The 15,007-nt window shown below is 70.9% G+C and carries 14 protein-coding genes; 11 read left to right on the top strand and 3 right to left on the bottom strand.

All coding sequences use genetic code 11. The features are described 5' to 3' along the window. From GH736_RS07355 to GH736_RS07315, 9 genes are all read left to right on the top strand, one after another. Nucleotides 1-357: helix-turn-helix domain-containing protein (locus GH736_RS07355; RefSeq protein ID WP_159601706.1), on the top strand; the 357-nt coding region annotated here is incomplete at its 5' end. A gap of 72 nt (nucleotides 358-429) precedes the next feature. Next, the gene (locus GH736_RS07350; RefSeq protein WP_159601704.1) at nucleotides 430-1,299 is read left to right on the top strand and encodes a potassium channel family protein; all 870 of its coding nucleotides are present in this window, start codon (nucleotides 430-432) and stop codon (nucleotides 1,297-1,299) included. Nucleotides 1,300-1,344: 45 nt separating this feature from the next. Further along, nucleotides 1,345-1,866 carry a metallophosphoesterase family protein gene (locus GH736_RS07345; RefSeq protein WP_203230673.1) on the top strand — a complete coding sequence of 174 codons (522 nt, stop codon included), beginning with the start codon at nucleotides 1,345-1,347 and terminating at the stop codon, nucleotides 1,864-1,866. A gap of 102 nt (nucleotides 1,867-1,968) precedes the next feature. Further along, nucleotides 1,969-2,967: a type I glyceraldehyde-3-phosphate dehydrogenase gene (gene gap, locus GH736_RS07340; RefSeq protein WP_159601700.1), complete on the top strand. Its 999-nt coding sequence runs from the start codon at nucleotides 1,969-1,971 to the stop codon at nucleotides 2,965-2,967. Nucleotides 2,968-3,100: 133 nt separating this feature from the next. Further along, a complete protein-coding gene (locus tag GH736_RS07335; protein WP_203230672.1) occupies nucleotides 3,101-4,057 on the top strand; it encodes a DMT family transporter in 957 nt (318 codons plus the stop codon). 47 nt (nucleotides 4,058-4,104) lie between these two features. Then, nucleotides 4,105-4,812: a 4a-hydroxytetrahydrobiopterin dehydratase gene (locus GH736_RS07330; protein WP_159601698.1), complete on the top strand. Its 708-nt coding sequence runs from the start codon at nucleotides 4,105-4,107 to the stop codon at nucleotides 4,810-4,812. Further along, nucleotides 4,809-6,239, top strand: a complete 1,431-nt coding sequence (locus GH736_RS07325; RefSeq protein ID WP_159601696.1) for an alkaline phosphatase family protein — start codon at nucleotides 4,809-4,811, stop codon at nucleotides 6,237-6,239. Before GH736_RS07330 ends, GH736_RS07325 begins: the two co-directional genes overlap by 4 nt. Beyond that, a complete protein-coding gene (gene idi / locus GH736_RS07320; RefSeq protein ID WP_159601694.1) occupies nucleotides 6,236-6,829 on the top strand; it encodes an isopentenyl-diphosphate Delta-isomerase in 594 nt (197 codons plus the stop codon). The genes GH736_RS07325 and idi overlap by 4 nt, the downstream gene beginning before the upstream one ends. A gap of 71 nt (nucleotides 6,830-6,900) precedes the next feature. After that, the gene (locus tag GH736_RS07315) at nucleotides 6,901-8,127 is read left to right on the top strand and encodes an ROK family transcriptional regulator (RefSeq protein WP_159601692.1); all 1,227 of its coding nucleotides are present in this window, start codon (nucleotides 6,901-6,903) and stop codon (nucleotides 8,125-8,127) included. Nucleotides 8,128-8,255: 128 nt separating this feature from the next. Here the strand turns inward: GH736_RS07315 and GH736_RS07310 are convergent, their stop codons facing one another. The 3 genes from GH736_RS07310 to GH736_RS07300 form a co-directional block, all read right to left on the bottom strand. Next, the gene (locus GH736_RS07310) at nucleotides 8,256-9,263 is read right to left on the bottom strand and encodes a sugar phosphate isomerase/epimerase family protein (RefSeq protein ID WP_159601690.1); all 1,008 of its coding nucleotides are present in this window, start codon (nucleotides 9,261-9,263) and stop codon (nucleotides 8,256-8,258) included. A gap of 51 nt (nucleotides 9,264-9,314) precedes the next feature. Beyond that, nucleotides 9,315-10,478: a Gfo/Idh/MocA family protein gene (locus tag GH736_RS07305; RefSeq protein WP_203230671.1), complete on the bottom strand. Its 1,164-nt coding sequence runs from the start codon at nucleotides 10,476-10,478 to the stop codon at nucleotides 9,315-9,317. A 114-nt stretch (nucleotides 10,479-10,592) separates the two neighbouring features. Continuing rightward, nucleotides 10,593-11,627 (bottom strand): substrate-binding domain-containing protein, encoded by a 1,035-nt coding sequence (locus GH736_RS07300; protein ID WP_159601688.1) that lies wholly within the window; start codon nucleotides 11,625-11,627, stop codon nucleotides 10,593-10,595. 304 nt (nucleotides 11,628-11,931) lie between these two features. Between GH736_RS07300 and GH736_RS07295 the strand changes: the two genes are divergently transcribed. Both GH736_RS07295 and GH736_RS07290 read left to right on the top strand, forming a co-directional pair. Continuing rightward, a complete protein-coding gene (locus GH736_RS07295) occupies nucleotides 11,932-13,416 on the top strand; it encodes a sugar ABC transporter ATP-binding protein (RefSeq protein ID WP_235933871.1) in 1,485 nt (494 codons plus the stop codon). Continuing rightward, a complete protein-coding gene (locus tag GH736_RS07290; RefSeq protein ID WP_159601686.1) occupies nucleotides 13,413-14,456 on the top strand; it encodes an ABC transporter permease in 1,044 nt (347 codons plus the stop codon). Before GH736_RS07295 ends, GH736_RS07290 begins: the two co-directional genes overlap by 4 nt. The last annotated feature ends 551 nt before the right edge of the window (nucleotides 14,457-15,007 follow it).

Genomic DNA, 15,007 nt, shown 5'->3' with positions numbered 1-15,007 from the left:
CGCAGCGTGCCCGAGCCGCTCGGCGACGTGTTCGCGGTGACCCGCGCGTGGGCGCTCACCCGGCTGGAGCAGCCGCTCACCCTCGCCGAGCTGGCGCGGCACGCGAACGTGTCGGCGCGCACGTTCTCGCGACGCTTCGTCGAGGACACCGGCTACACGCCCATGCAGTGGATCCTGCGCGCCCGCGTCGACCTCGCGCGCGAGCTGCTCGAGCGCACCGACCTCGGCGTCGAGCAGATCGCCGACCGGGTCGGCCTGGGCACGGGCGCGAACCTGCGGCTGCACTTCCACCGGATCCTCGGCACCTCGCCGAGCGAGTACCGGCACACGTTCGTGCAGCCGGGCGAGTCCGGGTGATTCGTACCCGCCGGTCGGCGGGCGCCGTCGTGGCGGCCGAGCGGCGCGCGGGGCGCGTGCCAGACTCCTCGCATGGCCAGGGCGGCGCGCAGCGAACTGAAGAGCACGGGCTACGAGATCTTCATCGGCGTGCTGTCGATCCTGTCCATCGTCAACCTGGTCCTCATGTACGCCGTCGACGACGACGCCCTGAACACTGTGATCTGGGTCATGAACGTGCTGTTCAGTGGGATCTTCCTGGTGGACTTCACCTATCGCCTGGTGACCGCACCGAGTCGCAGCGCGTACTTCTTCCGGCACTTCGGGTGGGCCGACCTCCTCGCCAGCCTGCCGTTCCCGCAGTTGAAGATCCTGCGCGTGTTCCGCGTGGTCCGCGTCGTCCGCCTCATGCGCCAGGTCGGGCCCGGGGCGATCTGGCGCACCCTCATCAGGGACCGGGCCGGGAGCGCGTTGTACGCGCTGCTGCTCATGGGCGTGTTCGTCCTGCAGTTCGGCAGCCTCACCATGCTCGCCCTCGAGGAGCACGCACCCGGTGCGAACATCACCACTGCGTCGGACGCCCTGTGGTACACGATCGTCACGATCTCGACCGTCGGCTATGGCGACTACTACCCGACCACCAACCCGGGCCGGATCGCCGGCGTCGTCATCATCATCGTGGGCGTGGGCATCTTCGGCACCTTCACCGGCTACCTGGCGAACCTGTTCCTGGCTCCGCGGAAGGACGGCGGCGAGGAGCCGGCCCCCGCGGATCCGATCTCCGCAGCCTCGACCGACGCGACGTCGGCCGCGGGTGCCGGAGTCGGCGCCGACCAGCATGCGAACAGACCACTGGACACCGAGGCGACGCTCGACGAGATCCGCTCGCTGCTGACCCGCTCCGAAGCGGACCTCGAGTCGATCAAGCTCCTGCTGGGCGGGCCCGAGCGGCCGGCGGGCTGACCGGCGCTACGGCTCCGGATGCCGCGGGCGCGCGATGATGGGACGGTGGCGACGCGGCTCCTCCTCATCTCCGACACCCACGTGCCCGCACGGGCCCGGCGGCTGCCCGACGACGTGTGGCGCGCGATCGACGACGCCGACGTCGTGATGCACGCGGGCGACTGGGTCGACCTCGCCACGCTCGACGCCATCGAGGGTCGGTCGGCTCGGCTCGTCGGCGTCGCGGGCAACAACGACGGCCCCGAGCTGCACGCTCGGCTGGGGGAGTTCGCCCGGTTCGAGGCGGGCGGCGTGCGGTTCGGCGTCGTGCATGAGACGGGCGCCGCTGGCGGGCGCGAGGCGCGCATGGATGCCGCCTACGACGGGCCGGACTCGCCCGACGGGCTCGACGTGCTCGTCTTCGGGCACAGCCACATCCCGTGGGACACGACGACGCCACGCGGCATCCGACTGCTCAATCCCGGTTCGCCGACCGACCGGCGCCGGCAGCCGGTGTGCACGATGATGACGGCGTTCGCCGACGCGGGCGAACTGCGCGAGGTGACGCTGGTACCCGTTTCCCGTTGAGCGAAGACGGTGGCGCGAAGCTTGCGCATGCTGTCGTTCCAGCCACTCGCGGCGCGCGACCCGAACGACGATGGTGGAGGAGAACGAAAGGATCCACCCTTCATGACTCGCATCGCCGTCAACGGATTCGGCCGCATCGGCCGCAATGTGCTCCGCGCCCTCCTCGAGCGCGACTCCGACCTCGAGGTCGTCGCCGTGAACGACCTCACCGACCCCAAGGCGCTCGCACAGCTGCTGCGCTTCGACAGCACCGGTGGCCGGCTCGGCCGCCCCGTCGAGGTCGACGGCGACACGCTCGTCGTCGATGGTCGCCGCATCAAGGTCCTCGCCGAGCGCGACCCCGCGAACCTGCCGTGGGCCGAGCTCGAGGTCGACGTGGTGCTCGAATCGACCGGGCGCTTCACCGCGGCATCCGCTGCCCGTGCGCACCTCGACGCCGGGGCGAAGAAGGTGCTCGTGAGCGCACCGGCCGACGGCGCCGACGTCACGCTCGCCTACGGCGTGAACACCGAGGCGTACGACGCATCCGCCCACACGATCATCTCGAACGCCTCGTGCACCACGAACGCACTCGCCCCGCTCGCCAAGGTGCTCGACGACCTCGCCGGCATCGAGCACGGGTTCATGACGACCGTGCACGCCTACACGCAGGAGCAGAACCTGCAGGACGGCCCGCACCGTGACCCGCGTCGCGCGCGCGCCGCCGGCGTGAACATCGTGCCGACCACGACGGGCGCCGCCAAGGCCATCGGCCTCGTGCTGCCGGGACTCGACGGCAAGCTGTCGGGCGACTCGATCCGGGTGCCCGTGCCGGTCGGCTCGATCGTCGAGCTCAACACGACGGTCGCCCGCGACGTCACGCTCGACGAGGTGCTCGCCGCCTACCGCGCGGCGGCCGAGGGGCCGCTCGCGGGCATCCTCGAGTACTCGGAGGACCCGCTGGTCTCGTCGGACATCACGGGCAATCCCGCCTCGTCGATCTTCGATGCCGCGCTCACCCGCGTCGACGGCAGGCACGTCAAGGTCGTCGCCTGGTACGACAACGAGTGGGGCTTCTCGAACCGCGTGATCGACACCCTGGAGCTGCTCGCGCAGGGCTGATCAGGTTCGATGAGCGGATGCCGCGGCGGCAGCGCCGCGGCATCCGCTCGCGTCGTCGGCGGTTGGCGGGATTTCACGCGCAGTCGGCAGGCGCAGGTCGGCCGCTGTCGGCGGCAGCCGCCAGAATGAGCTGGTGACTCGTCGTGGGCTGATCCTCTTCGTCGCGCTCGGCATCGCCTGGGGCATCCCCTACCTCTTCATCAAGGTCGCGGTGAGCGAGCTCGACCCGGGGATGGTGGTCCTCGGGCGGTCGGCGCTGGCCGCGGTCCTGCTGCTGCCGCTGGCGTTCTTCCGTCGTGAGGTCTGGTCGGTGGTGCGTCGGTGGAAGCCGATGCTCGCCTACACGATCGTCGAGATCATCCTGCCTTGGTACTTCCTCAGCTCGGCCGAGCAGCACCTGCCGTCGTCGACGGCGGGCCTGCTGCTGGCCACGGTGCCGCTCGCCGGCGTGGCGATCGCGTTCCTCATGGGCCGTCCCGAGCGGCTGTCACGCGTGAACTGGCTCGGCATCGCACTCGGCATGCTCGGTGTCGCCGCCCTCGTCGGCCTCGACATGGCGGGCTCCGACCTCATCGCCGTGGCGCAGATGGCGGTGGTCGTCGTGGGGTACGCGCTCGGCCCGGCGATCCTGTCGCGGTGGATGTCCGACCTGCCCGGCGTGGGCGTCGTCGCCGTCTCGCTCGCCGCCACGGCCGTCGTGTACGTGCCGTTCGTGCTGTTCACGGGCGGATGGCCCACCGAGGTGCCGTCGGCGGCGGTCATCGTGTCGGTCATCGTGCTCGCGGTGGTCTGCAGCGCGCTGGCGTTCCTGCTCATGGTCGGCCTGATCGCCGAGATCGGACCGGTCAAAGCCACCACGATCACCTACGTCAACCCGGCGGTCGCGATCATCGCCGGCGTGGTGGTGCTGGGCGAGCGGGTCACGATCTGGACGATCGTCGGGTTCCTGCTCGTGCTCGCCGGCTCGTACCTCGTCACGCGCAAGCGGCAGGATGCCGTCGCCGCCGAAGGGGCCGAGGCCGCCGCGGCAGAGCAGACGGTCGTCGAGCCGACATCGGCCGAGCAGGCGGGCGCCGAGCGGCCGACGTAGTCGGCTGGGCCGGCGACGGTGTCGGCGGTGCCGGACACCATGGGGACATGGACGTCGAGCCGATCACTCCCGAGCAGTTCCACGCGGCCCAGGGCGTCGACGACTGGCGGGTGCTGTACTGGGGGGCGCACGCGTTCTTCCGGGCGACGTCGTACGCGCAGGGCGCCGGCCTGGTCGCCGCGATCGCCGACCTCGTGGCGCCCACCCGGCACGACCCCGACGTCGACCTGCGCCGCGAGGGTGTCGCGGTGAAGCTCGTGACCCGCGGCATCCGGAATCTCAGCGAGCGCGATATCGAACTGGCGCGTCGTATCTCCGAAGCGGCGCGCGACCTGGGGCTCGAGGCCGACGCGTCGGTGCTCCAGGTCGTGCAGACGGCCGTCGCCTCGCCGCCGTCCGCCGCGGTCACCCCGTTCTGGGCGGCGGTGCTCGGGTACGTGCGCCCGAACGACACGCACCTCGTCGACCCGCTGCGGCGCAACTCGTCGTTCTTCCTCCAGCCCGAAGACCGGGTCGCGGCCGGCCGCGGCCGCATCCACGTCGACGTGTGCGTGCCGCACGACCAGGTCGAGGCCCGTATCGCGGCCGCGCTCGCCGCGGTGCGGTCGGTCCCGCACGGCGACGAGGCCCACGTCGACGTCGAGACGTACACGTGGACCGTCCTGCCCGACCCGGTCGACGACCTGGTGGCCGGCATCGCCGGCGAGGTGCGCTGGGCGGCCGACCTCCTCGAACCCGCAGAGGTGATCGCATGACGTCGGTCCTGCTGCTCGACGTGGTCGGACTGACCCCACGGACGCTCGCGCACATGCCCCGGCTCGGCGCGCTCGCGGCATCCGGAGCCCAGACGCGGCTCGGCACGGTGCTGCCCGCGGTGACGTGCAGCGTGCAGTCGACGATGCTCACCGGACTCGCTCCCGCGCAGCACGGCATCGTCGGCAACGGGTGGTACTTCCGCGACCAGGGGGAGGTGCACCTCTGGCGTCAGCACAATGCGCTCGTGCAGGGCGAGAAGGTCTGGGAGGCGGCTCGCCGCGATCGCCCGGGCTTCACCGCGGCGAACATCGGCTGGTGGTACGCGATGGGCGCGAGCACCGACGTCACCGTCACGCCGCGGCCGGTCTACCACGCCGACGGGCGCAAGTCGCCCGACGCCTACGTGCGGCCGCCGGCGCTGCACGACGAGCTGACCGGTGCGCTCGGCGAGTTCCCCCTGTTCCAGTACTGGGGACCGACCGCGTCCATCGCGTCGACGCGCTGGATGGTCGAGGCCACTCGGATGGTGATGCGCGAGCGCCGGTCGGACCTGGTGATGGCATACCTGCCGCACCTCGACTACGACCTGCAGCGCTTCGGTCCCGAGTCGCTCCAGGCCGACCGCGCGGCCGCGGAGCTCGACGCCGCCATGGCGCCGCTCCTCGACGACGCGCGGGCGGCCGGTGCCACCGTCGTGGCGGTCGCCGAGTACGGCATCGAGCCGGCGAACCTGCCGGTCGACCTCAACCGGGTGCTCCGCAGCGAGGGGCTCCTCGAGGTGTACGTGCAGCAGGGGCGCGAGCAGCTCGACCCGTGGACGTCGCGGGCGTTCGCCGTGGCCGACCACCAGGTCGCGCACGTCTACGTGGCCGACCCCGCCGATGTCGGCCGCGTCCGCGACCTGCTGAAGGGCCTTCCGGGCGTCGACGAGGTGCTCGACCGGGCCGCGCAGCAGCGGTACGGCCTCGACCACGAACGCTCGGGCGAACTCGTCGTGGTCGCCGAGCCCGGCGCGTGGTTCACCTACTACTACTGGCTCGACGATGACCGGGCGCCCGAGTTCGCCCGGGGCGTCGACATCCACCGCAAGCCCGGCTACGACCCGGCTGAGCTCTTCTTCGACCCGGCCGACCGGCTCGCGAAGGCGAAGGCGGGGCTCGGGCTCGTGCGCAAGAAACTCGGCCTCCGGTATGCCATGAACGTGGTGCCCCTGGATCCGTCGTGGGTGCGCGGCACGCACGGCAGGCTGCCGTCCTCGGAGGCCGACGCCCCGCTGCTGCTCTGCTCGAACGCGGAGCTGCCGTTCTGGGGCGGTGCAGGTGACACGGTGCCCGCGGCCCGAGTGCGCGACCTGGTGCTGCAGGCGGCCGGTGCCGGTGCGTCCGGGGGCCGGGTGGGGGTCGACGCAACGGTGGGAGCCTCATGACCACGACGCTCCCGCACCCGCCGCCGATCCCGCTCGAGGAGGTCGTGCTGCTCGACCCGTCGGGAGCGCCGATCGGGTCGATGGAGAAGGCCGCGGTGCACGGCGTCGACACCCCGCTGCACCTGGCCTTCTCCTGCTACGGCTTCGACGGAGACGGGCGGATGCTGCTGACGCGGCGTGCGCTCGCGAAGCGGACGTGGCCCGGGGTGTGGACGAACACCTGTTGCGGCCATCCGTCGCCGGGGGAGGACCTCGAGGCGGCGATCGCCCGGAGGCTGCGGTTCGAGCTCGGCGTCGAACCGCGCTCGCTGCGATCCGTGCTCCCGGGCTTCCGGTATCGCGCCATGGCGCCCGATGGCGTCGTCGAGAACGAGGTCTGTCCGGTGTACTTCGCCGAACTGCCGACCGACCTCGATCCGGCGCCCGACGAGGTCATGGACCAGCGCTGGGTGGACCCCGCCGACTTCCTCCGGGTGGTCGACGCGATGCCCTCGGTCCTCAGCCCGTGGAGCGTGCTGCAGGGGCGGCAGCTGCGCGCGGTCAGTGCCTTCGATGGTGTGCCGACACCGCGGAGCCGGCGTCGGGTGTGACGACCAAAAGGGGGGCACCCTTGCGACCACGATCCGCGAACTTCGAACGCCGCATGTGGAAGAATGGACAGATGACCGACATAAGTCGCACCGGCCAAGACGGGCACATCACCGCCCTCGGCTCCTCCGTCGCCAGTGACCTCTTCCAGATCCTCCGCGACGGACGCCCCCGCACCCGCACCGAGCTCTCGGCGATGACGGGCCTCGCCCGGTCGACCGTCGCCCTCCGCATCGACGCCCTCATGAAGCTCGGCCTCGTCGGCCCCGTCGGCGACGCGGTCTCGACGGGAGGCCGCCCGTCCTCGCAATTCGCGATCGCCGCGAGCGGGCGCGTGGTGCTCGGCGTCGACGTCGGCGCCTCGCACGTGCGCATCGCCGTGAGCGACCTCACCGGACGTATCCAGGCCGAGAGCAGCGAGCGCATCCGAGTGGCCGAAGGGCCCGAGGCGGTGCTGACCTGGGTGTCGGGCGCCGCGCAGGAGCTCCTCGACCAGCTCGGCCGTTCGCCTGCCGACCTGCTCGCCATCGGCATCGGCCTCCCCGGCCCCGTCGAGCACAGCAGCGGTCGCCCCATCAACCCGCCGATCATGCCCGGCTGGGACCGCTTCGACGTGCCCGGCTGGTTCCACGGCACCTTCGACGCCCCGGTGCTCGTCGACAACGACGTGAACATCATGGCGCTGGGCGAACGCGAGCTGTCGTGGCCCGAGGTCGACCACCTCATCTTCGTCAAGGTGGCCACCGGCATCGGCTCAGGCGTCATCTCGGGCGGCATCCTCCAGCGCGGCGCCCAGGGCACGGCGGGCGACATCGGCCACGTGCACGTCGCACGCGGCGCGGACGTGCCCTGCCAGTGCGGCAACCGCGGATGCCTCGAAGCCCTCGCCTCCGGGCCGGCGCTTGCCCGCGACCTGCGCGACACGGGAATGTCGCCCGAGTCGAGCCAGGACGTGGTCGAGCTCGTGAAGGGCGGCAACATCACCGCCATCCAGGCCGTGCGCCAGGCGGGTCGTGACATCGGGGAGGTGCTCACCACGTGCGTCAGCCTGATCAACCCGTCGGTGATCGTCATCGGCGGCTCGCTCGCCCAGGCGGGCGAGCACCTCATCGCCGGGGTCCGTGAGATCGTCTACACCCGGTCGATGCCGCTCGCCACCGAGCACCTGCAGATCACGCAGTCCAAGGCCGGGGCGGATGCCGCGGTGCTGGGCGCGTGCATGCTCGCCATCCACCACGCGCTGTCGCCGGCGAACATCGAGGAGATGGTCGTCGGCGCGCCCACCGCCGCGAAGGTCTGACCTCGTGGCGCAGCTGCCGCCGCACGAATGACATATGACGGATGCCCCGGGCCGACCCCGGGGCATCCGTCATATGTCGTGTCATGGTCGGCGGTACTCGGCCCGCGCTCGACGCCTCGGAGTCCCCGCTACTCGGCCTTCGTGCTGAACGCCGCGTCGAACGCCGCGTCGGGCGCGTCGAACGCGAGCCGCCGCACGAACTCGAGCGCCTCGGGTGCGCCGACCAGGCGGTCCATGCCGGCGTCCTCCCACTCGACCGAGATCGGGCCCTCGTAGCCGATCGAGTTGAGGGCGCGGAAGGCGTCCTCCCACGGCACGTCGCCGTGCCCGGTCGAGATGAAGTCCCAGCCGCGGCGCGGGTCGGCCCACGCCAGGTGCGAGCCGAGCCGGCCGTTGCGGCCGTTCGACATGCGCTTGCGGGTGTCCTTGCAGTCGACGTGGTAGATCCGGTCGGCGAAGTCGATGAGGAACCCGACCGGGTCGAGGTCCTGCCAGACCATGTGCGACGGGTCCCAGTTGAGGCCGAATGCCGGGCGGTGCCCGATCGCCTCGAGGGTGCGCACCGTCGTCCAGTAGTCGTAGGCGATCTCCGACGGGTGCACCTCGTGCGCGAACCGCACGCCGACCTCGTCGAAGACGTCGAGGATGGGGTTCCAGCGGTCGGCGAAGTCCTGGTACCCGGCGTCGATGGCCTCCTGCGACACCGGCGGGAACATCGCCACGTACTTCCAGATGCTCGACCCGGTGAAGCCGATCACGGTGTCGACGCCGAGCTTCGCGGCGAGCCGAGCGGTGTGCTTCATCTCCTCGGCCGCCCGCTGTCGCACGCCCTCGGGCTCGCCGTCGCCCCACACCACGTCGGGCAGGATGTCGCGGTGCCGCTGGTCGATCGGGTCGTCGCACACGGCCTGGCCCTTGAGGTGGTTCGAGATCGCGTAGAGCTTCAGCCCGTGGCGCTCGAGGAGCTCGAGCTTGCCCTCGGCGTAGCCCGGCTCGTCCCAGCGCCACGGGTCGAGGTGGTCGCCCCAGCAGGCGAGCTCGAGCCCGTCGTACCCCCACGAGGCGGCGAGACGCGCGACCTCCTCGAGGGGCAGGTCGGCCCACTGGCCGGTGAACAGGGTGATCGGTCGAGTCACTGGATCCTCCTTGATGCGTCGTGACGTGAGCGCGGGTTCGTGCGCACGGGTTCAGGCGGTGGGCGTCCAGACGCCGCTGGCCTCGGAGCTGCGCTCGACGGCGCCGAGGACGCGCTGCACCTGGAGGCCGTCGGCGAACGACGGCGTGGGCTGCACGCCGGTCGCGATCGCCTCGACGAAGTCCTTCGCCTGGTGCGCGAACCCGTGCTCGTAGCCGAGCATATGGCCGGCCGGCCACCATGCGTCGACGTAGGGGTGCACCGGCTCGGTGACCAGGATCTTCGTGAACCCGCGGCGGTCGGCGGGCGCGGTGTCGTCGTAGAACTGGAGGGCGTTCATGTCCTCGAGGTCGAACGCGACCGCCCCGCGGGAGCCGGACACCTCGATGCGGAGCGCGTTCTTCCGCCCGGTGCTCATGCGCGAGGCGACGAACGAGCCGAGCGCGCCGCCCTCGAATCGCCCGGTGAACAGGGCCACGTCGTCGACGGTGACGGCGCCGAAGCCGGCGCCCGCGGTGCCCGAGAGCCCGCTGCCCTCGGCGAGCAGGGGCCGCTCGGCGACCACGGTGTCGATGGTGCCGGCGACGCCCGTGAGGCGCTGGCCGGTGATGAACTGGGCGAGGTCGATGGCGTGGGCGCCGATGTCGCCGAGCGCGCCCGAACCGGCGTGCTCCTTCTGCAGGCGCCACGCGAGGGGCGCGGTCTCGTCGACGAGCCAGTCCTGCAGGTACTCGGCGCGCACGCTGCGCACGTCGCCGATCGCGCCGTTCGCGACGAGGTCGCGGGCGAACGTGGCCGCCGGCACGCGGCGGTAGGTGAATCCGACCATCGCGAAGACACCGCGGGCGGCGGCGCGCTCCGCGGCGGAGGCCATCGCCTCGGCCTCGGCGACGGAGTTGGCGAGGGGCTTCTCGCAGAGCACGTGCTTGCCGGCCTCGAGGGCGGCGATGGCGATCTCGGCGTGCGAGTCGCCCGGGGTCACGATGTCGATGACGTCGATGTCGTCGCGTGCGATGGCCGCACGCCAGTCGGTGGAGGTCTCGGTCCAGCCCCACTTCTCCGCAGCGGATGCCACGGCGCCGCCGTTGCGGCCGACGAGCAGCGACATCGCGGGCGTCGCCGGCAGGTCGAAGAACCGAGGTGCCACGCGCCAACCCTGCGAGTGCGCGGCTCCCATGAATCCGTAGCCGATCATGGCTACCCGCATCGAGGTCATCGTTCTCTCTCTCATCGGCCTCGACGGGCCGGTCGGGGGCGGACGCCCGCGTCGCAGTGGCGACGCGGGCGTCCGCGGTGGTGCGATGGTTCCCGGTCGGACCGGGTGCCGTCGCTAGGAGGTGAAGGCGGTCGGGAGGTACTGGTCCACGTTGTCCGCCGTGACGACGGGCGCGAAGAGCACCACCCGGTTGGGCACGTCCTGCTCGACGAGGTCGCCGAGTGCCTTGTTCTGGGCGATGAGTCGCGCGAGCGCGACACCGTCGGCGCCCTGGGTCGACGGGTAGATGACCGTCGCCTCGAGCACGCTGTTGCCGGCCTTGATGGCGTCCATGGCGTTCTTCGAGCCGGCGCCGCCGACCATGAAGAACTCATCGCGGCCCGCGGCATCGATGGCCGCGAGCACGCCCACGCCCTGGTCGTCGTCGTGGTTCCAGATCGCGTCGATCTTCGGCGCGGCGGCCAGCAGCTGCGATGCGGCCGCCTCGCCGCCCTGGACGGTGAAGTCGGCGGCGACGCGGTTGCTCACCTCGAGCCCGCAGTCCTCGAGCGCGTCGGAGAAGCCCTTCGACCGGTCCTGCGTGAGCGGGAGGGAGTCGATGCCGGCGATCTCCGCGACGACGGCGTCGGGGTTGTCGCCGAGCTTCTCGCAGATGTAGGTGCCCGCGCTGACGCCCATGCCGTAGTTGTCGCCGAGCACCGTGGTGCGGGCTGCGAACGGGCTCGAGAACTCGCGGTCCACGTTGATGACCGGGATGCCGGCCTCCATCGCCTTGATCGCGACCTCGGTCAGTGCGGCACCGTCGGTCGGCAGCAGCACGATGGCGTCGACGCCGTCGTTGATGAAGGTCTCGACCTGGCTGATCTGCAGGTTGGCGTCGTTGGTGCCCTCGGCGACGACGAGCTCGACGTCGTCGTACTTCTCGGCCTCGGCGATGGCCGCCGAGTTGATGGCGCCGAGCCAGCCGTGGTCGGCGGCGGGGCCCGAGAAGCCGATGGTGACGGTGTCTCCGGACTCGCTGTTGTTCGCGTTGTTGGTAGGGCCGCTGTTGCCCTCCTCGGCGCCGGCCGTGCAGCCGGTCACGAGACCGGCGACCACGAGGGCGCCGGCTGCGGCGAACATGCGCCGTCGGGTGCGCGCTGTGCGCATGTGTCCTCCAAATGTGAGTGATTCGCAGACGTGCCGGCGAGGACATCGACCTGGCACGGCTGCCCCGGAGGGTAGCTCAGCCGCGTCGTCCGCGCTGACAACGTCAACGTAGCATAAGTGGCGTCCGAATTGGCAACTTAAGTTTGTTCATCGTCATAAAGATCGGCGGCGCCCGTCGGCGGTCCTCATTCCGGTGGACGGCCGATCGCCTTGTCTTTCCGTCCGCCAAGGCTGGCCCGGAGCGAGGACCATCTGTTATGTTCGTCACATGATCAAAGGTGATAATCCAGCGTCATTACTTTCGATGCGCGGGATCACGAAGGCGTTCGCCGGAGTTCCCGCCCTCCGTGGCGTCGACCTCGACGTGGTCGCGGGCGAGGTGCACTGCGTGCTCGGGCAGAACGGCGCCGGCAAGTCCACGCTGATCAAGGTCCTCGCAGGGGCGCACCAGCCCGACGCAGGCGAGATCGTCTGGCAGGGGGAGCGGCGCGACATCCCGACCCCCGTCGCCGCCATCGACATGGGCGTCGCCACGATGTACCAGGAGCTCGACGTCGTCGACGGCCTCACCATCGCCGAGAACATCTTCCTCGGCCATGAGCTGGCGAGCGGCGGCGTGCTGCATCGTGCGCGCGCAGCGAAGACGACGCGCGAGCTGCTCAAGCGACTCGGGCACGGCGACCTCTCACCGCACCGCGAGGTCGGCACGCTCTCCGCCGCGCACAAGCAGATCGTGAGCATGGCGCGCGCGCTCTCGCACGACGCGAAGCTCATCATCATGGACGAGCCGAGCGCCGTGCTCGACGCCGAGGAGGTGAAGAACCTCTTCCGGGTCGTGCACGAGCTGACGGCCCAGGGCATCGCCATCATCTACATCTCGCATCGCCTCGAGGAGATCCGCCAGATCGGCGATCGCATCACCGTGATCAAGGACGGCTCGAGCATGGCCACCGGCCTCCAGGTCGCCGACACCCCCACCCAGGAGCTCATCCGGTTGATGACCGGCCGCAACGTCGAGTTCGTCTTCCCGCCGCACCGCGACCTCCCGGCCGACGCGCCGGTCGTGCTCGACGTCACGGGTCTCTCACTGCGAGGCACCTTCTCGGACGTCACGTTCCAGGTCCATGCCGGCGAGGTGGTCGGCCTCGCCGGGCTCGTCGGCTCCGGCCGCTCCGAGATCCTCGAGACCATCTACGGCGCCCGCCGCCCCACGTCGGGCACGGTCTCCGTCAAGGGCGATCGGCTCCGATCGGGCTCCGTGAACTCGGCCGTCGCCGCCAGCGTCGGACTGTCGCCCGAGGAGCGCAAGAGCCAGGGGCTCCTGCTCGAGGAGCCGATCTTCCGCAACGTGACACTCTCCTCCTTCGCTCGATTCGCGAACGGGGGAGTGCTGAACGAGCGCCGCGAGCGGGCCATCACCCGTGAGCAGATCGACGCCCTCGAACTGCGTCCCGCCGATCCCGACCGGATCACCGGCACCCTCTCGGGCGGAAACCAGCAGAAGATCATGCTCGCGCGCTGGCTCGTGCACGGCACGTCGGTGCTGCTGCTCGACGAGCCGACCCGTGGCGTCGACGTCGGCGCTCGCGCCGAGATCTACGCCCTCATCCGACGCCTCGCCGATGCCGGCACCGCGATCATCGTGGTGTCGAGCGAGATCGAGGAGGTCCTCGGACTCTCCGACCGCGTGCTCGTCATCGGCGACGGCCGCGTCCTCCACATCACCCCAGCCACCGAGATCGACGAGCACGGCGTGCTCGACCTCGTCATGAAAGGAACAGCCGCGTGAGCGAGCAATCCCCCGAACCCGCACCTGCGACCACGGTCGTCGAACCGACCCAGAAGCCGACAGGGGGCCTCGGGCAGCGCCTGCTCGGCGGGGCGGCCGGGCGCAACCTCGGCCTCATCATCGCGCTCCTCGTCCTGGTGGTCGTGGGGTGGATCACCGCGGGCCAGACGTTCATGAACGTCGACAACCTGCTGACGATCATCCGCTTCGCCTCGATCATCGGCGTGATCAGCATCGGCATGACCTTCGTCATCACCGCCGGTGGCATCGACCTCTCGGTCGGGTCCGTCATGGGCCTCGCGAGCGTGGTCGCCTCGTTGTCGTGGATCCAGACCGGAGCCACACAGTCCAGCTGGCTGCTCATGGTCGTCGTCGCCATCGCGGTGGGCGGGCTCGCCGGGCTCATCAACGGCGTCGTGATCGCCTACGGCAAGGTCGTGCCGTTCATGGCAACCCTGGCCATGCTCGTCGCAGCCCGCGGACTCGCCGAACTGCTCTCGAACAAGCAGACGCAGATCGTCTCGGTCACGGGCTTCCTCGAGTTCTTCCGGGGTGACTTCCTCGGCATCCCGTGGCTGATCTGGATCTTCGTGCTCGCCGCGGTGGGCGGCTGGTTCCTGCTGGGCCGCACCACCTTCGGGCGCCGCACGGTCGCGATCGGCGGCAACTTCGAGGCCACCCGCCTCGCCGGCATCCGCGTGAAGCGCCACCTCGTGTCCCTCTACGTGCTCGTCGGACTCAGCGCCGGCATCGCCGCGGTCATGATGCTCGGGCGCACCACCGCCGGCACCTCCACGCACGGCCAGCTGTACGAGCTCGACGCTATCGCGGCCGTCGTCGTCGGCGGCACGCTGCTCGTCGGCGGTCGAGGCACGATCGTCGGCACCGTGCTGGGCGTGCTCATCTTCGCGACCCTGACGAACGTCTTCACGCAGAACAACCTGTCCACCTCGGTGCAGGCCATCGTGAAGGGCGTCATCATCATCGTGGCGGTGCTCCTGCAGCAGCGCTTCGCGTCCCGCCCCGGTCGATCGAGCTAGCCGCACCGGCCGCCCGTTCACACGACGCCCCGACGAGCTCGCCTCGCCGGGGCGTCGTCGTCTGCGCTGCAGCGCATGCCTCGGCGCCGTCGCGCCCGGCAGGACCGGGGTGCTGCGTGTCGTCGCGCCCCCAATCCGCGGGCCATTCGTGCCTTCCGCACGAGGCTCGCCGAGGCGGCGGTGTTAGCCTGAGGCGTCTACCTTTCCGGAAGAGGGGTGGCGCTGCGTTCCGGGTCGCGCGTTACGGGTGCGACCCGGAACGCGCCGTTTCCGGCCGCGCACCTCCCATCCCGATCGCTGCTCGGGCACCGCTGATCCACGTCGCGCAGCCGGGGCCGGGTCGGCATCTCGGACCCAGGTCGGCGCCCTGCATGCAGGTCGGTGCCCGTGGGTCCACGCTGCGCCCCGGACCCACGTCGGCGCCTCGGATCCGTGTCGGTGCCTCGGATCCAGGTCGGCGCCCCGATCCGCGTCGGCATCGTCACCGGGGGCCCGTCCCGCGCACTGTCCGTTCCGGCGCCGGTCCGTGTCGCACGCGGTCGCCCGGTGCG

Origin of the sequence: Agromyces humi, assembly GCF_009720255.1 — a bacterium.
GTDB classification, from domain to species: domain Bacteria; phylum Actinomycetota; class Actinomycetes; order Actinomycetales; family Microbacteriaceae; genus Agromyces; species Agromyces humi.
Note: the sequence above shows the minus strand (reverse complement) of the source record. Positions and strands in the feature narration are given on the sequence as shown.

Bases quoted from the DNA above. Each gene is read 5' to 3' on its own strand.
- GH736_RS07350 (WP_159601704.1), top strand. From the start codon at position 430: ATGGCCAGGGCGGCGCGCAGCGAACTGAAGAGCACGGGCTACGAGATC.
- gap (WP_159601700.1), top strand. From the start codon at position 1,969: ATGACTCGCATCGCCGTCAACGGATTCGGCCGCATCGGCCGCAATGTG.
- GH736_RS07330 (WP_159601698.1), top strand. From the start codon at position 4,105: ATGGACGTCGAGCCGATCACTCCCGAGCAGTTCCACGCGGCCCAGGGC.
- GH736_RS07325 (WP_159601696.1), top strand. From the start codon at position 4,809: ATGACGTCGGTCCTGCTGCTCGACGTGGTCGGACTGACCCCACGGACG.
- idi (WP_159601694.1), top strand. From the start codon at position 6,236: ATGACCACGACGCTCCCGCACCCGCCGCCGATCCCGCTCGAGGAGGTC.
- GH736_RS07315 (WP_159601692.1), top strand. From the start codon at position 6,901: ATGACCGACATAAGTCGCACCGGCCAAGACGGGCACATCACCGCCCTC.
- GH736_RS07305 (WP_203230671.1), bottom strand. From the start codon at position 10,478: ATGACCTCGATGCGGGTAGCCATGATCGGCTACGGATTCATGGGAGCC.
- GH736_RS07300 (WP_159601688.1), bottom strand. From the start codon at position 11,627: ATGCGCACAGCGCGCACCCGACGGCGCATGTTCGCCGCAGCCGGCGCC.
- GH736_RS07295 (WP_235933871.1), top strand. From the start codon at position 11,932: ATGCGCGGGATCACGAAGGCGTTCGCCGGAGTTCCCGCCCTCCGTGGC.